This window comes from Burkholderia sp. BCC0097 (genome assembly GCF_902832985.1).
Lineage (GTDB): Bacteria > Pseudomonadota > Gammaproteobacteria > Burkholderiales > Burkholderiaceae > Burkholderia > Burkholderia orbicola.
Genome location: NZ_CADFDM010000018.1, coordinates 1 through 23,860 on the forward strand (window position 1 = coordinate 1; position 23,860 = coordinate 23,860).

At 65.2% G+C, this 23,860-nt stretch carries 31 protein-coding genes; 5 read left to right on the plus strand and 26 right to left on the minus strand.

Annotated features, from left to right (window positions below):
• The 25 genes from HWX07_RS35655 to HWX07_RS35775 form a co-directional block, all read right to left on the minus strand.
• Window positions 1–2,618 (minus strand): hypothetical protein (locus HWX07_RS35655; protein ID WP_244130069.1); only part of this gene is annotated, 2,618 nt, incomplete at its 3' end.
• Window positions 2,615–2,734, minus strand: coding sequence for a GpE family phage tail protein (locus tag HWX07_RS35660; RefSeq protein WP_014724666.1), 120 nt, complete (start codon window positions 2,732–2,734; stop codon window positions 2,615–2,617). The genes HWX07_RS35660 and HWX07_RS35655, both read right to left, overlap by 4 nt.
• Window positions 2,734–3,045, minus strand: coding sequence for a phage tail assembly protein (locus tag HWX07_RS35665; protein WP_006757090.1), 312 nt, complete (start codon window positions 3,043–3,045; stop codon window positions 2,734–2,736). Before HWX07_RS35665 ends, HWX07_RS35660 begins: the two co-directional genes overlap by 1 nt.
• Window positions 3,046–3,077: 32 nt before the next feature.
• Window positions 3,078–3,587, minus strand: coding sequence for a phage major tail tube protein (locus tag HWX07_RS35670; RefSeq protein ID WP_175879404.1), 510 nt, complete (start codon window positions 3,585–3,587; stop codon window positions 3,078–3,080).
• 29 nt (window positions 3,588–3,616) lie between these two features.
• Window positions 3,617–4,789 (minus strand): phage tail sheath protein, encoded by a 1,173-nt coding sequence (locus tag HWX07_RS35675; RefSeq protein WP_175879405.1) that lies wholly within the window; start codon window positions 4,787–4,789, stop codon window positions 3,617–3,619.
• Window positions 4,790–4,900: 111 nt separating this feature from the next.
• The gene (locus HWX07_RS35680) at window positions 4,901–5,650 is read right to left on the minus strand and encodes a site-specific DNA-methyltransferase (RefSeq protein WP_175879406.1); all 750 of its coding nucleotides are present in this window, start codon (window positions 5,648–5,650) and stop codon (window positions 4,901–4,903) included.
• Window positions 5,628–5,810, minus strand: a complete 183-nt coding sequence (locus HWX07_RS35685; RefSeq protein WP_175879407.1) for a Com family DNA-binding transcriptional regulator — start codon at window positions 5,808–5,810, stop codon at window positions 5,628–5,630. Before HWX07_RS35685 ends, HWX07_RS35680 begins: the two co-directional genes overlap by 23 nt.
• 149 nt (window positions 5,811–5,959) lie before the next feature.
• Window positions 5,960–6,298 carry a hypothetical protein gene (locus HWX07_RS35690; protein ID WP_035984600.1) on the minus strand — a complete coding sequence of 113 codons (339 nt, stop codon included), beginning with the start codon at window positions 6,296–6,298 and terminating at the stop codon, window positions 5,960–5,962.
• 22 nt (window positions 6,299–6,320) lie between these two features.
• Complete coding sequence (locus HWX07_RS35695; RefSeq protein WP_175879408.1) at window positions 6,321–6,755, minus strand: phage tail assembly chaperone; 435 nt, start codon at window positions 6,753–6,755, stop codon at window positions 6,321–6,323.
• A complete protein-coding gene (locus HWX07_RS35700; protein WP_175879409.1) occupies window positions 6,752–10,102 on the minus strand; it encodes a phage tail protein in 3,351 nt (1,116 codons plus the stop codon). Before HWX07_RS35700 ends, HWX07_RS35695 begins: the two co-directional genes overlap by 4 nt.
• 5 nt (window positions 10,103–10,107) lie before the next feature.
• Window positions 10,108–10,659: a phage tail protein I gene (locus tag HWX07_RS35705; RefSeq protein ID WP_124637173.1), complete on the minus strand. Its 552-nt coding sequence runs from the start codon at window positions 10,657–10,659 to the stop codon at window positions 10,108–10,110.
• Complete coding sequence (locus tag HWX07_RS35710) at window positions 10,652–11,557, minus strand: baseplate J/gp47 family protein (protein ID WP_175879410.1); 906 nt, start codon at window positions 11,555–11,557, stop codon at window positions 10,652–10,654. Before HWX07_RS35710 ends, HWX07_RS35705 begins: the two co-directional genes overlap by 8 nt.
• Window positions 11,554–11,919 (minus strand): GPW/gp25 family protein, encoded by a 366-nt coding sequence (locus HWX07_RS35715; RefSeq protein WP_006757099.1) that lies wholly within the window; start codon window positions 11,917–11,919, stop codon window positions 11,554–11,556. Before HWX07_RS35715 ends, HWX07_RS35710 begins: the two co-directional genes overlap by 4 nt.
• Complete coding sequence (locus HWX07_RS35720) at window positions 11,916–12,623, minus strand: phage baseplate assembly protein V (protein WP_175879411.1); 708 nt, start codon at window positions 12,621–12,623, stop codon at window positions 11,916–11,918. The genes HWX07_RS35715 and HWX07_RS35720 overlap by 4 nt, the downstream gene beginning before the upstream one ends.
• A 99-nt stretch (window positions 12,624–12,722) precedes the next feature.
• Window positions 12,723–13,172 (minus strand): phage virion morphogenesis protein, encoded by a 450-nt coding sequence (locus HWX07_RS35725; RefSeq protein ID WP_077180182.1) that lies wholly within the window; start codon window positions 13,170–13,172, stop codon window positions 12,723–12,725.
• Window positions 13,172–13,582 carry a phage tail protein gene (locus HWX07_RS35730; protein ID WP_175879412.1) on the minus strand — a complete coding sequence of 137 codons (411 nt, stop codon included), beginning with the start codon at window positions 13,580–13,582 and terminating at the stop codon, window positions 13,172–13,174. The genes HWX07_RS35725 and HWX07_RS35730 overlap by 1 nt, the downstream gene beginning before the upstream one ends.
• Entirely contained in the window at window positions 13,579–14,070 is a 492-nt protein-coding gene (locus HWX07_RS35735; protein ID WP_175879413.1) for a hypothetical protein, read from the minus strand. Before HWX07_RS35735 ends, HWX07_RS35730 begins: the two co-directional genes overlap by 4 nt.
• Window positions 14,067–14,867, minus strand: coding sequence for an N-acetylmuramidase domain-containing protein (locus tag HWX07_RS35740; protein WP_175879414.1), 801 nt, complete (start codon window positions 14,865–14,867; stop codon window positions 14,067–14,069). Before HWX07_RS35740 ends, HWX07_RS35735 begins: the two co-directional genes overlap by 4 nt.
• A complete protein-coding gene (locus tag HWX07_RS35745) occupies window positions 14,860–15,180 on the minus strand; it encodes a phage holin family protein (RefSeq protein ID WP_014724682.1) in 321 nt (106 codons plus the stop codon). The genes HWX07_RS35740 and HWX07_RS35745 overlap by 8 nt, the downstream gene beginning before the upstream one ends.
• Window positions 15,180–15,554 (minus strand): putative holin, encoded by a 375-nt coding sequence (locus HWX07_RS35750; protein ID WP_012327676.1) that lies wholly within the window; start codon window positions 15,552–15,554, stop codon window positions 15,180–15,182. Before HWX07_RS35750 ends, HWX07_RS35745 begins: the two co-directional genes overlap by 1 nt.
• 2 nt (window positions 15,555–15,556) lie before the next feature.
• The gene (locus HWX07_RS35755; RefSeq protein WP_012327677.1) at window positions 15,557–15,769 is read right to left on the minus strand and encodes a tail protein X; all 213 of its coding nucleotides are present in this window, start codon (window positions 15,767–15,769) and stop codon (window positions 15,557–15,559) included.
• Window positions 15,769–16,251, minus strand: a complete 483-nt coding sequence (locus tag HWX07_RS35760; protein WP_036037031.1) for a head completion/stabilization protein — start codon at window positions 16,249–16,251, stop codon at window positions 15,769–15,771. Before HWX07_RS35760 ends, HWX07_RS35755 begins: the two co-directional genes overlap by 1 nt.
• A gap of 104 nt (window positions 16,252–16,355) precedes the next feature.
• Window positions 16,356–17,042: a terminase endonuclease subunit gene (locus HWX07_RS35765; protein ID WP_175879415.1), complete on the minus strand. Its 687-nt coding sequence runs from the start codon at window positions 17,040–17,042 to the stop codon at window positions 16,356–16,358.
• Window positions 17,039–18,058: a phage major capsid protein, P2 family gene (locus tag HWX07_RS35770; RefSeq protein WP_175879416.1), complete on the minus strand. Its 1,020-nt coding sequence runs from the start codon at window positions 18,056–18,058 to the stop codon at window positions 17,039–17,041. The genes HWX07_RS35765 and HWX07_RS35770 overlap by 4 nt, the downstream gene beginning before the upstream one ends.
• Window positions 18,059–18,094: 36 nt before the next feature.
• A complete protein-coding gene (locus tag HWX07_RS35775; RefSeq protein WP_036037038.1) occupies window positions 18,095–18,919 on the minus strand; it encodes a GPO family capsid scaffolding protein in 825 nt (274 codons plus the stop codon).
• Window positions 18,920–19,063: 144 nt separating this feature from the next.
• Between HWX07_RS35775 and HWX07_RS35780 the strand changes: the two genes are divergently transcribed.
• On the plus strand, window positions 19,064–20,824 hold the full coding sequence (locus HWX07_RS35780) for a terminase ATPase subunit family protein (protein WP_175879417.1): 1,761 nt from the start codon (window positions 19,064–19,066) through the stop codon (window positions 20,822–20,824).
• Window positions 20,814–21,866, plus strand: coding sequence for a phage portal protein (locus tag HWX07_RS35785; protein ID WP_027809299.1), 1,053 nt, complete (start codon window positions 20,814–20,816; stop codon window positions 21,864–21,866). Before HWX07_RS35780 ends, HWX07_RS35785 begins: the two co-directional genes overlap by 11 nt.
• 27 nt (window positions 21,867–21,893) lie before the next feature.
• On the opposite strand, the gene HWX07_RS35790 is transcribed toward HWX07_RS35785, so the two are convergent.
• The gene (locus HWX07_RS35790; protein WP_175879418.1) at window positions 21,894–22,610 is read right to left on the minus strand and encodes an SOS response-associated peptidase family protein; all 717 of its coding nucleotides are present in this window, start codon (window positions 22,608–22,610) and stop codon (window positions 21,894–21,896) included.
• Window positions 22,611–22,704: 94 nt separating this feature from the next.
• Between HWX07_RS35790 and HWX07_RS35795 the strand changes: the two genes are divergently transcribed.
• From HWX07_RS35795 to HWX07_RS35805, 3 genes are read left to right on the plus strand one after another with little or no spacing between them, the layout of a single operon-like run.
• On the plus strand, window positions 22,705–22,986 hold the full coding sequence (locus HWX07_RS35795) for a hypothetical protein (RefSeq protein WP_175879419.1): 282 nt from the start codon (window positions 22,705–22,707) through the stop codon (window positions 22,984–22,986).
• A gap of 48 nt (window positions 22,987–23,034) precedes the next feature.
• A complete protein-coding gene (locus HWX07_RS35800; protein WP_175879420.1) occupies window positions 23,035–23,289 on the plus strand; it encodes a type II toxin-antitoxin system RelE/ParE family toxin in 255 nt (84 codons plus the stop codon).
• A complete protein-coding gene (locus tag HWX07_RS35805; RefSeq protein WP_036037045.1) occupies window positions 23,273–23,599 on the plus strand; it encodes a helix-turn-helix transcriptional regulator in 327 nt (108 codons plus the stop codon). Before HWX07_RS35800 ends, HWX07_RS35805 begins: the two co-directional genes overlap by 17 nt.
• The last annotated feature ends 261 nt before the right edge of the window (window positions 23,600–23,860 follow it).

Consider the following 23,860-nt stretch of genomic DNA (forward strand, 5'->3'; position numbering starts at 1 on the left):
GTGATCCAGTCCCACGCGCTCTTTACGGCACCGACCAGCCAGTCGAACACGGGCTTCAGAGGCGCGAACGCCGCGCCGAGCGTCGCGAGCACGCCGCTGAAGATCGGCGCGAGCGGGCGCAGGCCGTCGGTCAGCCCCTGCCAGAAGCCCGAGAAAAACGCCTTGATCGGCTCCCAATACTTGATGACCAGGAGCGCGGCGAGCGCGATGCCGGCGATCACCAGTCCGATCGGATTCATCAGCGCGGCGCGGCCGACGAACAGCAGCGTCTGCGCGAGCCCGCCGAGCGCCGCGCGCACGCCGTTGATCGCGCCCATCGTGCCGCCCTTGACCAGATTGAAGCCGCCGCGCGCGGCGTCGCCGGCAATGCCGGCCGCACCGCGCCGGCCGACGTACTGCCGGGCTGCGGTCCAGCGCGACGCCGCAGCCGCGCGTGTCGCGGCCGCCTGCGCGGCGACGGCGCGCCACACCTGGGCGGTGTACTGCCGCGCAGCGCCGGCGCCATCCTTCATCGCGGTCGCGGCCGACACGCCCCATTGCAGGATCGACGCCTTCGCGGCCTGGCACGCGGCCGGCACGCGCTGCGCGAGCGACGCGAGATAGGTGCGGAGGGACGACGCCGCCGCTCGAGGCGACGACGCCTGCCATGCGCTCGACAGCGCCGTGCGGATGCGCCCGGCTGCAGACTGCGTGCCCTTGCCGGCGGCCGTGACGCCGGCGGCTGCGCCGGACGCCGCGCGGGAAATGCCGCGCAGCGCGCCAGCGCTGGCACCGAGCGTGCGCACAAAGGCGCCGCCCTGAATGCCGAGCATCGACATGCTGAAGCGCACGATCGCCAGCGGCCCCAGGATACCGGCGAGGGCGATCGTCAACGTGCCGAGCACGGCGAGCAGCACGCCGAGGCCGGCCGCGCCGATCGCGACCGCACGCGTGAAATTCGGGTATTCCTTCGCGAAGCCGAGCAGCCGCTCGAGCACGCTCGTCGTCAGCTCGAGCGCGCGGTTGTAAACGGGCAGCACCTGCTCGCCGATGACCGTGCGCAGGTTGCGCACCTTCTCGAGCGCGATCAGCTCCTTCCCTTCGGTTTGTTTCTGGCCCAGCTCGTGCAGCTTGTCGATGCCGTACGCGCCACGGTTCAGCTTTTCGTTCTTGTGAATCTGCTCGCGCTGCATGAACATGGTCGCGAACAGGTTCGCGCCGTTGCCGTTCGTCATGATCGTGGAGAATTCCTCCAGGATCTTCGCGTCCGACGTGATGCCCTTGGCCTTGAGCTTCGGCAGCAGCACCTTCTCCATCCACTCGAACGGCGACGCGTTGAAGAGGTCGCCCTGGATCAACGCGCCGGGTTTGATGCGCTTCACGTTGCCGATCGTGTTGTATTCGACCGACTTCTTATCGACCAGGCCCAGCTCGACCAGGCGCTTCGCGGCACGCACGGTCGTCTTGCCCTGCATCAGGTTGCTGTACGCGGCCTGCACGCCGGTGCCGGCCGCATGTCCGCCCATTTCCTGAATCAGCGGTTCCATCTGGTAATAGAACGCGTCCTGGCGCATCTGCTTCGCCGCGACCTTGCCGGTCTGGATGAAGTTGCGCCACTCGTCGCCGCCGACACGACCGCCCGTCGCGGTCAGCACCTGCTGGACCATGTTCGCTTCGCCCTTGAACGCTGCCTCGCTTTTCGTGCCGCCGCGCAGCTCGATCACCTTCAGCATGTTCATGAACTTCTCTTCGTTCTCGTGCCCCTGGCCGGCACCGAACATCGCCTCGTTCGCGAACTTCATCTTCGCGAGCGTCGGCATCACCATCTGCGCGTGATGCTCGTCCGCGAAGATGGACATCGCGTCGCGCATCAGCGTCATGTTCTCTGCGATCGCAACACCTGGCGTCTTCGTCGCGCGGACGTAGCGCTCGGCATCCTGCGTCGCACGGTCGCCGAGGCCGAGCCCCTGGATGCGGCCGCGTTCGTTCTGGACCTTCTTCGCCTCGGCGAGCGGCTCGCGCAAATCGTTGAGGATGTGCGAGCCGGTTGCACGCGCGGCATATCCGCCGATCGCCATTTCTGCCGCTGCGCCGCGCGCGGCGCCCATCTTGGCGCGCGCGTCCGCGATGCGCTTTTGACGGGTGTTCAGCGCGTCGAGCCGGCGCGATTGGGCGTCGATCGCGCCGGTCGTTGCGGCGATGTCGGTGCGCAGCGTGCGCTCGTGCTGGGAGAGCTTGCCCGTGTCGACGCCGGCGCGGGTCAGCCGCGTGCGCAGCTCGTCGACGCTGGCGGATTGCTTCTTGAACGCGGCGCCGAGTTTCGACGAGGCTTGCCGCGCCTTCGCCAGCTCGGCAACCATCTGTTGCGACGGCGGCCCGTACGCTCGCAACGAGGTCGCGAGTTCCTTGACCTTCTTCTGTGCGTCGGCGAGCTTCGTCGCGGTGTTGGCGAGCCCCGTGCGCATCTCGCGGAACTCGCCGACGCGCCGCTGCGTATCGTTGAGTTCCTTGAGCCGCGCGCGGGAGTCCCGCAGCTCCTTCACGAGCGTGCGGTTCTTGGTGGCGATCTCGCGGATCGGCCGGCTCGCCTGGTCGAGCGCCTTGAGGACGACCTCGAGGCGCAGGGAACGGTCACTCATTCATCGCCCCGTTCGTAGCGGACGCGCGCATGCTCGCGCCAGGTCATCAGTTCATCCAGCGACATGGCGTTCATCACGTCAGGCGTCCAGTGGAAAACGAGGGCGATGTCGGCCATCACTTCGTCGACGGATCGAGGGATGCGTCCTGCTTCACGGAGTTCGGTACCAAAAAACCGGCAAGCTCCGTGCCGAGCTTGACCAGGTCGGCCGGGTCCATGCGCAGCACGTCCTGCTCGGTCAGCATCGGATTGCTGATGCGCGGGAGCACCTTCGACAGGGCGATGACATCGAGCTGCAGGACATCGGTGAGCGTGACGCCGCGCAGCGCACCGCTGCCGGACATGGTCAGCGTGACAGCATCGATTTTTTGTTCGCCGCGCGCGATCGGGGTGTCGAGCGGCAGCGGGTCGGTTCGTTTCAAAGACATGGGCGTTCCTTAGAAAGTGAGGGGGATAGGGGTTACAGGCCGAGCGCGCGGCGCTGCTGGGCGAGGCGATCGACACCGCCAACCATTTCGATGAAGTTCGGGAAGTCGATCTCGATCAGGGTTTCGCCGTTGACGACGAGGCGGTAATACGCGAGCGACATCGTGCCGGTCTGGTCGGCGTTGTCGCCGGCTTTGGCCTTGCCGGGGTCGATTTCCTTGTAGCGGCCGCGCACGTACACCTCGACCGCGTCGACCGCTTCGGTGTCGTCGCGCTGATAGGAGCCGGCGAAGCGTACGGTGACGCCGTCGACCTTCGACGTGCCCCACGTCCTGAACATCTCCTTCATGAAGCCGCCCATCGTGAGGCCCAGCTCGAGCTTCTCCATGCCGAGATCGATGTCGACCTCGCCGTTCATGCCGCCGCCGCGATATGCCTCCATCTTGCGCGTGAGCTTCGGCAACTGGATTTCCGGCACCTCGCCGACGTACGAGACACCGTCCTCGAACACGATGAAATTCTTGAGTTTGGATGGCAGAGCCATTGCGTTTTCCTATGGTGAGTGGCGAGCCGTCAGACGGCGATGCTTTCCGCGAACTTGAGCAGGTAGCGGTCCGTGATGCGCTGGCGGAACGTCAGGTCTTCAAGCGGCGGCGTCGGGCAGAAGTCGTAGTCGATGAAGCCATTACCGGCCTTCAGCGAATCCTTGTCGTTCGCGCCCGGATCGAACCAGCACTCGCCGTCGATGACGTAGCCGGCGTTTTTCCACATCCGGAACTTCGCGTTCACGCCATCGACGACGTCGCGAATCAGCGTCCGGCTCATCGGCTGGTCGACCGCCCACATGTGGGCCTCGGCCATCGTGTCGGCGATCACCTGTGCGCTTCGCACGTAGTTCTCGAACGCCCACAGCTTGTCCTCGGAGCAGGTCCTCGCCCCCCACAGACGGTAACCATTCGCGTTCACCAGCGTGGTGACCTCGTGGCTGTTCAGGTAGCCGGCGTCGGTGTTCGGGTCTTGCAGGTCCCAGAACACGTCGCGGCTGATGCCGGTGACACCGTTCACGACGACGTTCGAGATCGTCTTGTGCCAGCCCGTCTCTTCGTCGATCTTCGCGCGCATGCCGAGCGCCCGCGCCGTCGCCCAGGTGATGTCCTCGGCGTTGGTCGTGGTGTTCCAGTTCACGAAGTCCGGCCAGATCGTCATCAGCTCGCGCTGGCCGAAATTCGCGCGGTAGGCGACGGCCTCTTCCTTCGTTTGGGCACCGAAAGCGTTGACGTATGCGAAGCCGCGCAGCTTCTGCGCAATCGTCGCCAGCTCGGTCGCGACCGGCAAAGTGTCGAGACCCGGACAGCCGAGCACGCGCGGCTTGACGCCGAGCCGGGTATTCGCAGCGAGCAGCGCCTTCAAGCCGGTGTACTGGCCGTCCGCGGTCGTCGTGCCGATCACGTTGCTGGTCGTTGCATCCGCGTCCTTGCCGGTCGGCACGCGCACGGCGACGATCAGCGGCGAGGTCTGCGCCGCGATCGCGTCGAGCGAACGCGCGAGCGTGCCCTTCGTGCCGGCGCGGCCGATTGCGGAGCGCACGTCCGTGATGAGGACGGGACGGTTTTCGGGGAAGGTGGCAGCGTCGGCATCGTCGCCGGTGCTGACCAGGCCGATCACGGCCGTGCTGACCGTGCGGATGGGGCGCGTACCGTCATTGATTTCAATGACGCGTACGCCGTGGTGGTAATCAGAAGGCAAGCTTTTCTCCCGGAAGTGAGCCTTCCGAAAGATTGCCTTCCGCGCGCGCGGAGATCACGCGCGGGAGGTTGTACAGCGGCAGGGCACAACCGAAGCCGCTGCATGGTGTCGCTACGCAGCGACGGGCAACGCGTCCAGCTCGGCCAGGCGCGCGGTCGCGACCTGGTGGTAGGTCGGCTCGAGCTCGCAACCGATCCAGTGCAAACCGGCCTCCTTCGCTGCGGCGAGGAACGTGCCGGACCCCGCGAACGGATCGAGCACAACGCCGCCGGCCGGCGCCAGGCGCACGACGTCGCGCGCGAGCTGCGCCGGCTTCTCGGTCATGTGGCGCTTCGGATGCGCGAGGCGCTCGGAGAACACGCCAGGCAGATACACGTCGGCTCGGCGCACGGCGCCCTTCGTGGCCCAGACCAGGAACTCGGACTGCTGCGCGAAGCCGCCGGCGCGCGGGCGTGTGCGGCCGCCGGTCTTGTCCCATACGGCGACGCCCCGCCAAGTGAAGCCGGCGGCCTGGATCGCATCGGTGAGGCTCGGCAACTGGCGCCAGTCGACGAAGCAGGCCAGGTGCGCTTCGTTGCGGCAGAGGCGATACGCTTCCGCGAGCCACGTCATGCACCAGAACGTCCACGATCGCTGGTCCTTGTTGTCGTGCTGGAATTCGGGGTAGAGGTCCTGCGATTGACTGACCAGGTACTTCTTCGACGGAGACTGGCTGCGCGAAGCGCTCGTCGTGCCGCCGGACGAGTAGGGCGGGTCGGTGAAGACCAGGTCGACGCACGCATCGGGCAGCGCGCGCATGACGCTCAGGGCGTCGGCCTGGTGCACGCGGTTGATCAGATCAGCGGAGATGGTGTGTTGCATGGGGCGATTCCCTCGTATCGGAGGCTCGGTGGCCTGCGGGTAAGGGGCTCGCGGCCCTCAGAATATTCAATGCGCCGCAACGCGGGCATTTGATGTTGAGCCGGACGTATTCGCCGGCGCCAAGTTTGCGGTTACAGCTTCCGCATCGGATGTCCTGCATGGGGTGATTCCTGCCTGTGCTAGGATGCCGGCGCCTCTCGAGAGGTGTCGCGGCCCTGGCCAATCCTGCAGGTATGCTCTGCTGGTGCGGGGCGTGCACGATGTTCCCGCATCGCGCACGTCGCCGCGTCCTTTCCTTTCTATGCCGCCTTACGCGACGATCTCGCCACCGGCCAGCATGTAGCGGTCGAGCGCGTTGTACATCATCGGTCGATCGTCGGCCGACTTCCCGTCCTCCGGCTTCGCTTCGATCAGGCGACGATGAATGTACGGCACCGCCCCCTCGTTCTCTTCCGGTACACCTTCGACGGAAATGGTCGACGAGAGCTGCAGCGGTTGCTTGCCCGCCTTGTACGTCTCCTCCGACACGTAGCTGTTGATCGATGCAACCGTGGTCCCGCTCAACACGTCGAGCGTCACGTTGCCGATAACGTGGTAGCCGGCCGTCGCGCCGGTCAGTGCGAGAACAACGTTTTTCTTGATTGCCATTTCAAACTCCTGGTGGTGTGTGTCAATTCAGTGGTACGGGGGATTGCGGCCATACGACGTCCAGCGGGAATCCAGTCTGTTGCGGAACGTCTCTCAGCTCGGCGCGGTAACGTCGAAGGGCTGCTTCCAGCTCGGCCTGTCCGGAGTCGGCCGCACGTTCGACGAGCGGATCGACCTGGGAGAGCAGCTCGTCGCGTCGGCGCCGCACGCTCGCGGCCGCTTCGGTCAGCTCGAACTCTTCCTGGAACTCGGGCCACCAGCGCAGCAGATCCGCTGGCGTCGGTGGCGAAATGTCGGTCGGCGTCCAGATCGGCACCCATGCGGTTTTGGTCTGCTCGAGCGATTTCTCGTCGACCGGGTGCGCGACCCAATAATCCTTGCAGCGGACGAGCTGCGGGAATTTCTTCGAGAGAATGAACGCCGCCTGCTCGACATGAAGCATGAAATTGTTCGTCATTGGTTCCTCAGTACTACGCCATAGACCGTGATCGCGTTTGCCGTTCCGTTGCCCGGGCCGCTCAATCCGCAAACGACCCACGGAGCCGGCAACGCGCCATTGAGGCGATCCACGGTGCCGAAGTTGTTCACGCCGGAGTCCCACTGCACACGTGCGCCCGCACTGGCTCGCGCGTTGATGTTCCCCCAGATATCGTCAATTTCCGCGCTCAGGAATCGTCCGCGCCACGTCAGATTCAGGTTCCCGTCTGTTTGCAGGATTTGCGCGCCACGGAGATAGAGCGTTCCCCAATCGTCCACTGAAAGCGTCGTGGCGTTGTAGGCGTTATTGATGAATTCGAAGCCGCCTCCGTCACGCGCACGCAAGTACGTCCACGAGTCGTAACCGGGCCGGTTATTGCGCAAGCCGAAATCGGCTTGCCAACCGTCGCGGTTGAGAGTTGGACGGTTATAGAAGCGCGATTGCGCCGTAACATGGATGTCGGTGTTGAAAACGACTCGGTTGTCTGAGTTGTAGACAAGGATGGCATTCGCCTGCCACGCTCCGTCCGCTTTCATCGTCGCCCATGCGGAGTAGCCGCCGTTCATCGTGCCGTGGAACCATGCCTGCGCCGTGCCGTCTGCGCGCGCGAGCACAAAGCCGCGTGCGTCCGTGTTGTTGGGCTGCTTGACACGGATGTCGCCGGTCGCCGTGTCCCCGGCCTTGTTGAACTTCGTGTTCGGGTCGAAATTGCCGGTGTCGAACGGAACCGCACCAGCCGCCCACGTCGGGCGCTTCGCGAATGAAACGACCTGCGTTCCACGGGCAACGTCCAACACCTTAGTTTGCGTGGTACCGTCATCGGCCCATGCGGTTACTGCAAAGTCGTCGGTGTCGGTTTTGCCGATCGCGAATCGCGTCTTGGCGCCGTTCTTGAAATAGATCGTCGCCCAGGACGCCCCACCATCGACAGCGTATCCGCGTCCGCGTACGAGCCCTTCCGCGTTGAGAATCGAGCCATCGTCAACTGCGCCGCCAATCAACACGCGCCCGCCGCTCGGCATCAAACTCATGTTCCCGACAGAGGAACCCGGCCCGCGCGAAATCAGCACTGCATTCTGAGCCGAGGAGTACGCGTCATTCACCGTGCGGATGCCGAACGACCCGACTGAGTCGTGCATGATTTCCCACTGCTTTTGATCGGCCGGGCCACCTTCGCGTCGAAGCATGATGGACGTTTGATCCGTACCCCCACCATTCGATGCGACAAGCGCACCGACACCGCTCGCCGCTTTAATCGGGCCTTTCGCCTGTACGACGGCACTGCTACCGTCCTCGCTCGTTGCGCCAACAACGAATTTCCCTGACGGCGTGACGCGCGCACGCTCAGTACCGCCTGCGCTAAACGTCAGCGCGCCCCCACCTGCCGTCGTGCTGCCGTAGAACGCGATGTTCGGTCCGTTGCTTCCTTTGTTGATGCCGATCAGACCGGAGTCGCCAGCACCCTGCCCGTTGATGAAGTAGTTGGCCGCGCGCATGCTGCCCGCGACCTGCGCCACATTCACGCCATCGTCGGTTGTTCCGCCGATCGTCATCCGCCCGCCCGGATAGAGCCTCGCGATCTCTGCGTTGCCCGCGATCAATTGAAGCGCACCGTTCGTGTTTTCACTGCCGATCGACAAACTGCCATTCGAGCGGAAATATCCCCATCCCGCATCGCTGTTCGACCACGTAACAATCGGACCAGTGCCGAACCAATGTACCCCTCGCGTCGCTGCGTTCCCACCGATTTGCAACAAGCTTTGACCGTCGTCGCTTGGCGAACCGATGAGCACGCGATTGGCCACCCCACCGGACAGAAACCGCATGGTTTCACGCGCGTTGTTCGCGACGGCAAACACGCCATCAGCAATGTGGAAAAAACCCGTGTCCGGTGCACCGTCGTTCACGAACGAATAGCCAGGCCGCGTCACGGTGCCTTCGGCGGCCAGAATCTGCCCGGACATGGTGATGCCCGTCGTCTGCGCAGGGTTCGGGAGGTTGCCCGCGTTCCATACTTCGTTGCCGACGACAGTCAGGTTCTTTTTCGCGAAGTCGAACGCGAACATTGCGCCCGTCGACGGGAGGTAGAAGCCGGCGGCATTCGCCGTGCCGAAGAAGTAGCCGCCGCTCGGGCCGAGCAACATGCGCGCCTCGTTCGCTCCGTTGCTGACGTTGAGCATGCCCTTGACGGCCAGTTGCCCGCCGACGTACGTTCCGGCCCCCGTGTCGTCCAGCATCACGGCACCCGTGGCGACGTTGATCGTGAACGGCCTGTATGCGTTCCACGACGCGCCCGGGTCGCTGTTGTTGGTCAGCAGCAGATAGAAATTCGAGCCGTCGTTGCGCAGCAGCACGTCGCGACCATTACGCAGTCGGATATTGGCGCCGCCCGCATCGAGTCCCGACGACGAAATGCCGCCAGTGAACGCGCCATCGCCGCCAACCTGAAATGCGGTTTTGCCATCGTCGTCGCGGTTGCCGACGACGACCCGACCGCCGTAGGTGATCCGCATCGCGCGGACCTGGTTCGCGTCGCTGTTCGCGTCGTTCGGTGTGCGGTTGATCCAGAAGTCGAGGTACTCCCGGCCCCACGTGCCGCCGTCGTAGCCGGCGCGGATCGATGCGATGAGGCGAGCGTTGGTGTCCGCCGTGCCAGCAGCGAACGTCCCGTGAAAGCGGATCTTCGCCGCACGGTTGAGAGCGCCCGACGTCGCCGCGACGGCGAACTGCGCGTCCTGGTCCGTCGCCGTCGACGTGACGCTGACCGGGCCGGCGAGCTGCGGCCGCACGAGCGGCGCGTATCGCACGGCTGCGGTCTTCGGCGTCACGGCGCGCGTGTCGTCCGCACCGTCGTCGACCTCGGCCTGCGTCGCCAGCTCGACGACGCCCTTGCGCTCGGTGGTCGCCGGCGGATTGAGGAACGACGTCGGCCCGAAAACCAGTTTCGTCACGTCGATCGACGCGAACACGGTATCGGCGGCCAGCAGCAGCATCGAGGTCGCCGCTTTTTCGAGGATCGGATCGTTCTGCACGTAGACGCCGAACAACACGCCGTTGTCCAGGTACAGCCCGAATCCGTACAGCTTGTACTGGTCTGCGGTGTCGTCCTGGATCACGATGTGGATCGTGTCCTTCGCGACGGTGTCGCCGCCGAACGTCGTGATGCGCTTCAGCTCGCTCGGCATCGCGGTCATGTCCGGCTTGAACACGAAGGCCGCCGTGGCGAGGCCAATCTGCGTGACCTGGTGCGCGGTGGTCCCGGTGTTGCCGGGCGACACCAGTGCGGCGCGGCCGGCGTCCGTAATGTAGATGAGGTTTCCAGCCATGTTCGTTAGTCCGTGAGAGAGAGGCGGCGATAGACGGCCGCGCGCACGCCGCATGCGACGCCGATCGAGCCGTGCATGCTGAAGCCCTGCGTGAAGGTGTAGTGGGCGGTGCCGCGCTTCGCGCGATCGACCTCGGCGCGAATGTCGTTGACGTACTGCGCGGTGGCCGGCACGCCGTCACGCGCGCCGACCGTCATCACGATCTCGAACGTGCCCGGTACGCCGCGCGGCGTTTTCTCGAACCACTCACGCATCACCACGTTGGCGCCGAACGACGCGCACACGTCGCGCACGGCGTCGGCCGTGCCCTTTTTGCGGGCGATCCGGATCGCGGATTTCACGCGTGCGCGCTTCACCTGCTCGGGCCATTCATCGCGCCAGGTATCGACGCCCATGTGCCATGCGAGCCAGGGCAGGAAGCGCAGCGGGATTCGATCCGGGTCCATCAGCGTGTCGATTTCGACCGGGATGTCGAGCACGTCCGCGTTGGCTTCGGCTAGGCGCCGCTCGAGCACGGTCGCGTTCGGCGGCAGCAGGGAGACGGCCGGCTTATTCATCGGCCACCCCACCGTCCATCAGCTCGATACCCGTGCAGTACGGCGCCTGGTCGATCGCGATCGGCACGCCTGCGGCCGGCGTGTCGAGCAGCACCTTCTGGACGCCGGCGACGCGCATTGCCGCGTACAGACCGTCCAATGTGACCTCGGAGCCCGGCCGATGCATCGAATCGGTGAATTGCTGCGTCTTCTTCAGCGATTCCGCGAGCACGACCGCGCGATCCGGTCCGTTGAAGAATCGCAGCGTCGCGCGGATCGCGTACCGGACAATCTTCGCGCTCTGCACGATGACCTCGTCCGCCTGCGGTCGCTTCTTTTCCAGCCCCTTCTTTACGATGTCGATCAGCTCCTGGCTGGCCGTGCCGTCGCCTTCGCGGGACAGGATCGTGACGATCATCACGCACGGCGACGGGCTGTAGGCGGTGGCCGCTTTCACGCGCCCGTCAGCGGAACGTGCATGGAACACGTACGCATCATCGGGGCCAGCGACGGAGAAACCGCGCGGCGCGAGCTGAATGCGCTCGCGCAGGCTGTCGTCGTCCTCGTAGACCGGATCGATGCCCTGGTCCGGGTCACCCGGCGAGATCAGCAGACGGTCGACGTCGAAGAGGGCGCCGATGTGCTCGAGCGTTTTGCCCTTCGCGTACGCGAGCAGAATGCCGCGTGCCTTCTCATTGATGAGCGCGAGCAGCAGCATCTTGTCGTATGCGGCTTCCTGCAGCAGCTTCACCATCGGTTCGGATTCGAGCTCGAGCGTGGCGGCAATCTCGTCCTGCTGTTCCTTCGGATACAGCGAGACCAGGCGCGCTTTCTTCTCGGCCAGGATCGTTTCGTAGTCGAGTTCGTCGACGATGTCCGGTGCCGGGAGCTGCGACAGATCGATCGGCGTGGTTCTCATGCAGCACCTCGCCCGTTCGTCGCCGGTAGGCGCATGGAGAAGGCGGTGCCCGCGCGCGGGCCGTCCGTGCGCTCGCCTTGCAGCTCGAGCACGGCGCCGCCGTCGATGCCCGTGCTACCGAAGTCCACCTGGTTGACCTGGATGCGCGGCTCCCATCGGGCCAGCGCCATCACGGACGCCGCCATGACGCGCATGCGCATCAGGGGATTGACGGGGCCGTCGATCAGCTCGGGCAGCAGCGAACCGTACTCGCGGCGCATCACGCGTGTGCCGAGCGGCGTGAACAGGATGTCCGCGACGGACTGCTCGATGTGGGCCTGGCCGGCGATCGCGCGGCCGGTGCGTGCGTTCATGCCGTTCATGCGCCACCTGCGATCGGCTTCGAAGTCTTGGCGAATTCGCCCTGCGCCTGGTGCGGATGCTCTACCAGGCTGACGCCTCGCGACTTCACGTCGACGTCAGCAGTCACGGTGCCTGTGAAGTGCGCGCTGCCCTGAATCTCGATCACAGGGCCGCCACTGCCGGCGCCGCCCCCGCCCTTGCCGGTCGCGCCCGATTCGAACGTGAGCGGTCCCTTCACGAGCAGCGAGCCCGTCACGGTCGTATCGTCGGCGTCGAGCGTGACCGATTTCGCCTTGACGGTTGCGGTTTTGGTTTCGACCGTGACGCTGCCAGGCGCGATGACCTGGACGGTGGCGCCGGCCGGAAGCGTGGCGGTGAGCGCGTGCGCGGCGAAGTCGTACTGGATGCGTGCGCCGTCGCGGTAGACGCGCACGTGTTGCGTCGGGCTCGAGCTGGGCGAGTCGTGGCCGTCGCAATACACGCCCGGGAGAAAGAGGCCCGTCGTCGGTTCGCCGGACGGACAGAACAGCAGCCCAGGCTCGCCCTGGGACGGCGGGTCCCACGTGATGCTGTCGCCGGTGCGCTGCGCGAGCCAGCGAATCCAGTCGGTTTGCAGGCCACCGGATTCCACGCGTACGCGGCGGGCATCGTGATCGACTTCGATCACGGTGCCCTCGCGCAGGAGGCTTTCGAGGCGGCGGTTCAGGTCAGCAAAATCATCCATGCGGCAAGGATGCCGCGCGCGCGGGAGGCGGTCATGCGAAAAGGGTTGTACACGGCTGGTTAACAACCGTGACCCAGGACGAGCGGACGGAGCGTCGCGCTATCGCGACAGGAAGTCGAGAACGACGTCCGCGATTCGGTCGACGTCGGCATCGGCCAGGCCGAGCAGCTCGCGCACCGGATACTGGACGACCGGGCCGTTGCGCTCGACGCGATCGCGCAGACCCTCCTGGTGCACGCGCGCGATGCGTTCGACCTGGCGCGTGAAATGCAGCACCGACGCGTCGGCGGTCGACGCGGTTTTGAGGAAGCGCGCGGTGCGCAGCTTCGCGAACATCGCGCGCCGGATGCGGCCCTTCTTGCGCCGGGCCTGCGGCTTGCGCGGCGCGAACCGGCTGCCGTCCGGGTTGCGAGCTTCGGCGATGCGCCGCGAATGGCGCCGGCGTAGTTCGGCGGCCAGCCCCTTCGCCAGGACCGCGCGCTGCGCGGCCGTGAGCTGGCCGAGCAGGCCGGACGCCCAGTCTTCGGCGCGGGATAGTCGATCGACCATCAGGTCCCCGCGATCGGCGGCTCGCCGAAGTGGCGAATCTCGTAGCCGCCCGGTTGCTCGATCACGCCGACGCGCTCGGTCAGCTTCAGAAGGATCTCGACGTCCGTTTTGCCGTTGTCGAGCAGCTCGGCCTGGAACTTGAACCCGTCGTGGCAGAGGTCGCGGTTGAGCAGCAGCTCGGGCTGGTGGATCTTCAGCCAGGCGATGATCGGGACAATAAGGTGATCCGAATGGCCGGCGTAGTCCGTCACGACGATGTCGAGCGTGTACGCATATTCGAACGACAGCGACTTCGCGGCGGTGACGGCAATCGACCCGTGTTCGATGAAGATGTGCAGCCGGTCGGGATCGCGCGCGAACTCGGGCAGGGCGGCGGTAAGCGCCGCGCGCAGGCTGTTGGGCTTGTTCATGGCGCCGGTTCCTCCGTGTCGCGTACCCGGGCCTGCAGCGCGATCAGTTGCTCGGCATTTTCGTGACAGGTGGTGTAGTTGCCGGCGACGGTTGCGGCGACGGCAGAGAGCGCAATGCCCGAGGGGGCCGCATCAGCGCTTCCGGGATCGCCCACCGGCACGTTGGCGGCGGCGCCGTCGTGCACGCGCACAAACCCAACAGGAACAACGCAGGCGCGATCCGCTTCGCGATCCACATAGACGGGAACCTCCTTGATGATGGTGTCGCCCTTCTCACGGACGACCTGGACACGGTCGACGTACTGCGTGACGACCTTCACGTCGCGGCGTGCCGCGTCGCGCTCGGCCGTCCGATCGCGCACGTCGCGCGCGAGATCGTCGACGCGCTGACCGGCGTCGACCAGGCGCGCATGCTGGATCGCGATGACGACGGCAGCTACGGCGAGCGCGATCGCGCCGGCGACGACGATACGTGCGCCAGTCGTCACGCGGCCGCCCGGCTGTAGCGATCGAAGGCCCGTTCGAGCTTCACGTCGTACAGGTTCTCTGCGTAAGCCTTGCCGTTGTACAGCTCGGCGAACTTCGCCCACTTCTTACCGCGCAGCGCGGCGAGCATTACCTTGTCAGCCAGGACGAAGCGGACGAATGCCTCGAGCTGCTCGGCCTCGCTGACCTTCATCGCCTCGACGAACGCGAACACGTCCGGATAGCCGAGCGCCTTCCAGTGGAAGCCCATGATTTGAAACGCGCCCCAGCTCGTCGCTTCGAGCGCGCAGGCGGCCGAAATTTGCGACGCGCTCGCCAGGCGCGCATATTCCGCCGCGTCGCCGGCGTAGCCGCCGCGCTTCGGGTTGACCAGGGCCGGATACTTCGCCGCCAGCGCGTCCGCATCCAGGCCGGCCGCCGCGAGCTGGCGGTACATGATGTGCCGCTCGTACAGGATCACGGGCCGCCCGTCAGGCAGGAACCCGGCGCCTTTCGATTCCACCTCGTTGACGGCACGCACGGCCGCGAGATCGACTTGCAGCCGATCGGCCGCGCGCTGCAGGTCGGCGTCGGTGAGGTGGCGCGGATCGCGCCGGCCGGCCGAGAGCGTCGACCAGGTCTTCGGGCCGGCGATGCCGTCTGCGACCAGCCCGTGCGTTGCCTGGAACGCCACCACGGCGTTACGGGTTGCGCTGCCGTAGATTGCGTCGGTGTCGAGGCGCGCGCCGGCTGCGATGAGCTGGCGCTGCAGGTAGCTGACGTCGGCGCCGCGGTCGCCGAGGCGCAGGGTCTTATACATGGCGCCCCCATACCTTGAATTGCAGCACGCGCGCGATCACGGAGTCGCGCGGATTGCCACGGTGGAACAGCTCGACGACGTTGCCGCGAACACCGTACACGGCGAGGCACAGGACGCCGACCAGCACCGTGTCGGCAAGATTCGCCGGCGGCAGCATGCCGAACGCGGCGCGGATCGGCGCGGCGCCGGCGGCGACCGCGATCGTGTACGCCAGGCATGCCGCGAGCGGCCGGTGGGCGCTCGTGCCACGGCGGAAGGTCACGAGGCGCAGCGCGAGCGCCGCGCACAGCAGCACGTAGACGGTCGTGAGCATCACTTTTCCCTCCCCTTGAACACGTTCAGCAGCCGATCGGGCGCGTCGGCCTGGGCGATCAGCCACAGCAGCAGTTTCACGACGAGCGCGGATGCTATCAGCGCGCCGATGCCGGCGTGCACCTCGACGCGGGCCGGCAGCACCGCGTCGAGCGCGGCGGCGAACAGCTCGGCCGTGAGGCACCCGGCGACGAACGAGATCACGAAGAACGCGATGCGCTTCGGAATCGACGGATCGGCGGCCGTCATCACAAACAGCAGCGAGCCGGCGAACGCGCCCATGACGACGTTGGCGTCGACGCCGGGAAACAGCGACAGCGTGGCGACGCCGAGCGCCGCGACCGTCGCGGACGACGTGGAAATAGGTTCAGCCATTCTCAGTCCCATAACTGGAGCCGCTCGGCGCCGGATTGCGCCGCTTGCGGTACTTCGTCGGGCAGCTCGACGAGCAGCCCGTGAGGCAGGATCGGGCCGTACTGCGCCAGGTCCCGGTTGAGGTCGAGCACCGCTTCGACGACGCCGCGCGTGCGGCCGAGCACGCGCCAGCAAAGTGCGTCGATCGTTTCCCCCTGGAGCGCCCGCACTTCCATCAGATCAGCTCCACCGTCACGCGAGGGCGGCCGACGATGTCGCTGATGGCCCAGCGGGCATCACGGCGCAGCTCGTCGCCCTGGGGCTCGAGCTCGTCTGCGCGGCGTGCGCCGTCGCCGGTCGTGTCGTAGTCGCGGTACCGCTCGATGAGCGTCGCCTTCGCCAGGCAATACACCGCGCGCCGGTAGTGCTGCAGCCGTACGCTTTCGCCGTCGAGCTGGTCGGCCGGCGCGTCGGCCAGGCAGGTGATGCCGGCATCGCGCCACGCCGCGCGTGCGCTGCGCAGCTCGTCGTTTACCTCGGCGATCGCGGCGAGCAGCTCGTGCCGCAGACGGGCGTCGGTGATTGACCCGTCGAGGCGCATCGTGTCGCGCGCGTGCTCGAGCGACACATCCGGATAGAACGGATCGTTCTTGATCGGCTTTGCGGGTTCCGCATCCGCTGGCGCACGCGGCAGCGGCGGGGTCGAGACAAAGGACATGGTCGGGTTCGTCAGGTTGATCGGTAGAGGCGGTGGACGGGGCTTTCGCGCGGACAGTGCCGGCTACGGCCCCGTGCCGCCTGGTGCGCGGGGTACGCTCGGTGTCAGCCACCGGGGCCGGACTGGCCCCCGTTGGCGGAATTTTTCAGCTCGCGCTCGAGCCGCTCGATGTCCTTCTTCACGCCCACGTTCGCGAAGAGCTGCAGCGCTCGGCGTAGATGGTCGAGGGCGCGCGCGGGATCGGAAGCGGAGAGGCCATAGCCGATCGCCTTGTGCAGCTTCGCGCGCACTTCGTCGGGCATGTCGGCCGTTGCCGTGAGCTGGTCGATCTCGACGAGCGGTTCGACCTGGATCGCATCGCCGGCGCGATGGGCGCGCAGCGCGGCCTCGGCGAATTCCTCGACGAGCAGACACGGCGTGCTGCGCTTGTACTGGTCGGGCAGCGGCAGAGCGTGCCGCAGCGCGTACGCGCCGATCTCGAGCGCGCCCTGGTAGTCGCCGACGTCGACGCGCCAGACCATGATCGTCATCAGCACGTCGTCCTGGGCGCCGGCCGCGCCGTCCAGCACGCCGGCGACCCACGCGTCGTATGCGGGCAGAAACTGACGCTTCAGGTCGGCTTTGCGCTCGAGCGACTCGACAGCCTTCAGCGCGCGGCGGTGTTCGTCGAGCTGCGCGAGCATCAGCGTATATGCCGAGTCGTCGCGCAGCCCGCCGACACTCGTCGGCGTGCCGCGCGCGGCCGTGGCCGCGACGGTGCGCTGGAAGTGTTGGCGGAACGGGTTCGTCATGCGCCACCCTGCGGAGCGGCCGGGGCAGCGTCGACGAACTCGATGCCCTCGACCACGCAGCCGGCGCCGTACTGCTCGATGACGTACGCATCGTTCGAGCTTTCATAGTTCTCGATGCGATCGCGCTCGGGCACTTCCTTCAGCGAGCGCCGGCGCGCGCTGATTTGCCAGTAGATCGACAGATTGTCCAGGCGCGTGACCATCAGCGCATGCGGCGGGAAGTACGGCACGCTGACGGCCGGCAGGTTGCCGACGCGCTTCTGCGATACGACGATGTCGGTTGCGAGAGTTTCGGTCGACGGCTGCGCCTGGTTGATGAGCGGGAAATACTTGTCCTGGAGCAGCTCGCGGCCGCAGATCACGACGAGGTTCGGGTCTTCGGCGTACCAGGGGTCGAGGAACTCGTTGCGCGCGAGCGAGACGACAGCGTCGAGATTCTTGAATTCTTCGCCCTTGCCGATCTTCACACCCGCGAACACGCGTTGCTTCGCGTTGTTGCGGTACTGCTGCAGCCAACCAATGTTCACGTCCTGCAGCAGCGGATTCGTGGCGAGATCGGTATCGTCCGCAACCTTCACGCCGTTCCAGCCGATCATGATGCGATCGAGTGCCTGACGCACGATGATGGAATCGCGCAGACGTGCCTGGAAGTCCGGGAACTTCGCCCACGCGTCGAGTTGCTGATAGCGGAGGTGCGTGTCGTAGTTCGTCTTTTCGCAACGGTACTTCTGGTTGTCGAGTGCCGAGACGTCGCGCGTTTCACGCGCTCGCTTGGTCGTGTCGGTGCGGCTCGCGATCGGACCGGATACGCCGAGGCCGATCTTCTCGCCCTCCATTTCCTCGACGCCGTGGATGTTGATCCGGCCGAGGAATGCGCTCGATTCCTGAATCTTGGTTTCGAGCGTTTGCTGCACGCTCGGCGCGACCGAAAACTTCTTCGTTGCATCGGTGATGCCGTTCAGTTCCTGGATGCGAGCCAGATACCGGTTGTACTGCTCGCGGGTAGTGTTCCGCATGGGTTCTCCGTCTTGGGGAAATGGGATGAGGGCGGGTTAGCAGTCGGTCTGCGCCCCGTTGTCGCTGCCCGTCGACGTTGGCCGCTGTTGCGGGCTGCTGTCGGTGCGCGAAAGCTTCTGGACCAGCTCGCTGTGTCGCTTCTCGCCGTCCTTCTGCGCGCGTTTCAGCTCGTCGACGTTCGCGTTGAATTTCTCGAGCTGCTCGAGCACCTGGCTCTGGCTTTCTGCGAGCGCGACGACCGATTGCGAGAGGTCGGAAAAGCGCTGGTCATCGGTTGCTTCTTTGCGGTTCAGCAGGCCGCGTACCTTCGAGAACAGTGACTTGCCGGCATCACCGGTACGCGGCGGTGCATCCTCGTCTTCGATCTCGATGTCGGCTTCGATGGCGGCGCTGAAAAGGTTTTCCGGGCGCTGCTTCCGTGCGTCGTACGCTTTGTGCTTCGCACTGAACTGCAACATTTCCGTGCCGAGGCTTGCCGGGTTGTCGGTGACGGCGAGACCGACGAGGTACGCCTCACCCGTGCCGGCAAAATCGGGATCGACTTCCATCGACGTGTAGACCTTTTGCCGCTGCTCGTTGGTCAGCGCGACCAGGTCTTTAGTCGGCGACAGTTGCGCGAGCAGGCGCATCTTTCCGTCCTGCTCTTCTGCCTTGAGCGCGATCACGTCGCCATACGCGCGGAACGTGCTATCCGGGGTGTAGCCGCGAATGTGTTCCATGTTGATGCGTGCGCCGTACGTTTTCGGGTCGTAGCTGCTCGCCATCTGTTCGAGCATCGCGCGATCGATCGTGCGGCCGTCCGTCGTCGCGCCTTCGGTCGCGATCCGGAAAAACTTCGTCTTCTTTGCGTCCTGTGCCATGTGCGAATCCGCTGAGAGGGGGCTGTGTTCAGGGATTCCAGTTTCGACAGTTCGAACCGGAGTCGCAACGCATGTTGGTTGTGCGCGCAACCGATACAACCGTATGCAGTAGGGCCTACGCGCGCGCGTCGGTAGCCTTGCTGCATGACTGCACTTCCCATTGATTCATCCGACGTTGATCCACGTCGACGCGCACGCGACCTGTACTGGCAGGGGTATCGCATCGCGCGTATCGCCGAGCTGCTCGGCGTGAAGCCGGCCACGCTTTATAGCTGGAAAAAGCGCGACGGATGGGACGAGACCGAGCCGGTTGAGCGAGTCAACATGACGATCGAGGCGCAGCTGATAAAGCTCGTCACGAAGGAGGCGAAGGAAGGGCGCGACTTCAAAGAGATCGACCTGCTGACGCGTCAGCTCGACCGGTTGCGCTCGCGACCAGCGAACGATGCAAAGGTGAGCGAATCCGGGGGCGGTGGCGGCACGCGCCGGTCGCGCAGCTCGGACGACCGCAACGCGTTCAGCGAAGAGCAGATCGAGAAGTTGAACGATGCGTTCCTCGAATCGATCTTCGACTATCAGCGCACCTGGTATCGGGCAGGCTTCAAAGAGCGGATTCGCAACATCCTGAAGAGCCGGCAGATCGGCGCGACCTGGTACTTCGCGCGCGAAGCGCTGCTCGATGCGCTGAACACGGGCCGCAATCAGATCTTCCTATCGGCCAGCAAGGCGCAGGCGCACGTGTTCCGCCAGTACATCGTCCAGTTCGCGAAGGACGCGGTCGGCGTCGAGCTGAAGGGCGATCCGATGGTGCTGCCGAACGGCGCGACGCTGTACTTCCTCGGCACGAACGCGCGCACCGCGCAGAGCTATCACGGCAACCTCTATTTCGACGAATACTTCTGGGTTCCGCGTTTCCAAGACCTGCGCAAGGTAGCGTCCGGCATGGCGATTCATTCGCAGTGGCGCCAGACGTATTTCTCGACGCCGTCGAGCCTCGCGCACGACGCTTACCCGTTCTGGTCCGGTGCACTGTTCAACCGCGGCCGACCGAAGGATCAGCGCGTTTCGATCGACATCTCGAACGCTGCGCTTGCGGCGGGCCGCGCGTGCGCGGACGGCCAGTATCGGCAGATCGTGACCGTCGAGGACGCCGTGCGCGGCGGCTGCAACCTGTTCGACCTCGAACGCCTGAAGCTCGAATACAGCGCGGACGAATACGCGAACCTGCTGCTTTGCCAGTTCATTGACGATTCGCTGTCGGTCTTTCCTCTCGCGACGTTGCAGACGTGCATGGTCGACACGTGGGAGGTGTGGGACGACTTCAAGCCGCTGTACATGCGCCCGTTCGGCGACGAAGAGGTGTGGATCGGGTACGACCCGTCGCACACGGGCGACAGCGCGGGCTGCGTGGTCTTGGCGCCGCCGAAGTATCCCGGCGGCAAGTTCCGCGTGCTCGAGCGGTTCCAGTGGCACGGCCTCGACTTCGAAGCGCAGGCGGCGCAGATCGAGGCGCTGACCCAGCGCTACCGCGTGACGTACATCGGCATCGATACGACGGGGATCGGCCAGGGGGTCTATCAGCTCGTCACGAAGTTTTTCCCGGCCGCGACGCCGTTCCACTACTCGGTCGAGATCAAGACCGCGCTGGTGATGAAGGCGCAGAACGTGATCCGCAAGGGCCGGCTCGAGTTCGACACCGGCTGGAAGGATCTCGCCGCCGCGTTCATGGCGATCAAGAAAACGATCACGCCCAGCGGGCTGCAGGTCACGTACAAGGCGAGCCGATCCGAAGAGGCGAGCCACGGCGACCTGGCCTGGGCATGTATGCACGCGCTCGCGAACGAGCCGCTCGAGGGCGCGACGGGCACCAATACCGGATTCATGGAGATTTTTGATGGCAGGTAAGTATCGACGCGGTGCCGGGCGCCGCACGCATGGCCGTGCCGAGCAGGCCGCCGAGTCCACGCCGGCGCCGGCGCCGCGTGCGGAGGTGTTTTCGTTTGGCGATCCGATCGAAGTGATGGATCGGCGCGAGCTGCTCGAGTACGTTGAGTGCATGCGGATGGGGAACTGGTACGAGCCGCCGCTGCCCCTGGACGGCCTCGCGCGTTCGTTTCGGGCCGCGCCACACCACAGCTCGGCCATCTACGTGAAGCGCAACATCCTCGTGCAGTCGTACATCGAGCATCCGCTGCTGTCGCGTGCCGACTTCAGCCGGTACGTGCTCGAGTACCTGGTCTTCGCGAACAGCTACCTCGAGCTGCGCACGAACCAGCTCGGCGCGCCGATGGCGCTGAAGTCGTCGCTCGCGAAGTACACACGGGTCGGCGTCGAGCCGGATCAATACTGGTTCGTGACGAACGTGCGCGAGCCGTACGAGTTCCCGAAGGGCTCGGTCTATCACCTGTACGAGCCGGACCTGAACCAGGAGATTTATGGGCTCCCCGAATACCTGTCGGCGTTGAACTCGACCTGGCTGAACGAAAGCGCGACGCTGTTTCGCCGGCGCTACTACAAGAACGGGAGCCACGCCGGCTTCATCCTGTACATGACCGACGCGGCCGAGAAGCAGGAGGACGTCGATAACCTGCGCTCGGCGCTGAAGAACGCGAAGGGGCCGGGCAATTTCCGGAACCTGTTCATGTACGCGCCGAAAGGGAAGAAGGACGGCATCCAGCTCCTGCCGATCGGCGAGGTCGCGGCGAAGGACGAGTTCTGGAACATCAAAAAAGTGACGGTCGAGGATCAGCTTGCGGCGCACCGCGTGCCGCCGCAACTGATGGGAATCATCCCGTCGAACGCGGGCGGGTTCGGTGACGTGCAGAAGGCGGCCGGGGTGTTCAATGACCTCGAGATCGAGCCGCTGAAAGCGCGGCTCCGGGAGCTGAACGATTGGATCGGAAAAGAGGTTGTGCGCTTCCGGCCGTACGTGCCGCCGGCGCAGTGACGTGGCGCTACGCGTCGATCGTGCCGGTTACTCGGCCGGCCGGTCAGGTTCGGCGGTCATTTCGTCGGCCGGGTAGAGCTGCAGCATCGCGCGTGCTGCTTCGACGTTCGACGTCGTCAACCACTCTTCCCAATCGTCCGGGCGCAGGATCACGACCGAGCGCTTTTCGTCGAATGGCTTATGCATGCGCGACATCAGCGGGTGGCCGTCCGCGTTGACCGTGATCATGGACATCACGTGGTGTTCGGTGCCGTCCTGGTTCGTGAGCGTGCGCCAGATGCCGGCGACACACATCGTCGGGCGATCGACCACGCCGATTCGTTGCCACACGCACGGCCCGAGCACCCAGTCGCCGTTCGCTTCTTGGCGCGCGTGCGGATACGACGGCTCGACTATGAAGCGCGCCGGAATCAGGCAACGCCTGCCCTTGCGCCACGCCGGGCCATACAGCGGAGACTTCCCGAGGTTGTCGTCGCGCGCGTTCATCGTTCTCAGGATTTTCCGAACTGGGCGCCCCGCCTTCTTGTCTTCCTCTTGCTTTGCTTTCTGGTCGGCGCGCGGCCAGAAGCCGAAGCCCGCGATCAGCGGCTTGAACACCCCGTCGACGTTGCCGACGATCGGCGCGTCGTAATCCTCGTAGATCTCAGGTTTCCACGGCGTCCACCGGTACAGATCGAAGAAGTTGTCGATCTTGAGCTCGTTGAGTCCTGGGTCATCACCAGGCGCGTAGTAGTTGGTGCACATCGCTGTCCCCTTTTTTGTCTGACTGGCCGGTCTGTTTCACCGTATCCGGAGTCGTTACCGTCAGCTACACTGTATAAATATACAGGTGTTTGTGATGGATACGGAACGACCAGGCTACGGGCTATTCACGCCGCAACTGACCCGTCCATGCTGGACGTGTGAGCACTGGAGCGGGTACATCGCGGGCAGCGACAGGTCGGCCGTGTGCTTCCTGCCGGGCTCCGAGCATGTCCGCGCGATCGCGGTGTGGGGTTGCGCCTTCTGGGTCCGCGCGACCGGGATCGACGAGCTGACGAACGCGCAATGCGACGCGTTCGTGCAGGAATACCAGCCGGAATACCCGTATCGAAGGCGCTCGCGCACGTTACGAAAATAACTTATAAAACGCTTGTGAAAACTTATAATAAAACTTATAATCTTTTCCATGAACTCGATCAAATGGACCCCCAAAGCATTCAAGCAACTGCGCAAGCTTGATCGTCAAATCCAGACGGCCATTCGTGACAGCGTGGGCACCTTGGAGGCAATGCCGAACTGCCAGAACGTGAAGTCCCTGACGAATCACGAATATGACTACCGGCTCCGGGTTGGCAACTACCGAGTTCTATTCAACTGGGACGGTGAGATCAAGGTAGTCGAAATCGAGGAGGTAAAGAAACGCGATGAACGCACGTACTAACATCCAAATCATCAACGGGCCGGACGGAGCGCCGGCCTTTGTGGTGATCCCCTACGCGGAATACATGGCGCAGCGCGACGAAGAGCGCGACCTGATTCCGCATGCAGTCGTCAGCGCGACGGTCGACGGGGCAACGCCCCTGCGCGCGTGGCGTGAATATCTCGGGCTGACGCAGGCCGAAGTCGCGACGCGACTCGGCATCAGCCAGTCGGCCTACGCTCAACAGGAGAGCAGCGAGAAGCTGCGCAAGTCGACGCGCGAGAAGATCGCCGCCGCGCTCGGCATCACGGACGCGCAGCTCGACGTCTGACGAGCTGTAGGCCAGCAGCAAAAAGCCGCCAGGCACTTCGGTGCCGGCGGCTTTTTTTTCGCCATGTCGAGGCGTGAGAGGCGCGGCCTCTGGCGCCCTTTGGGCGGCCGGCCGCGCGACGACGCGCGGACGGTGCACCGGCGCGCGGCGGGCCGCTGGCGGGCCGCTGGCGGGCCTGCTGACGCGTCCTAGAGGCTTCCCCGGGGGGGCGGATTGGTCCCGGAAGATGCCGGCGCCGACCCGGCGCGCGCAGTTGTGACC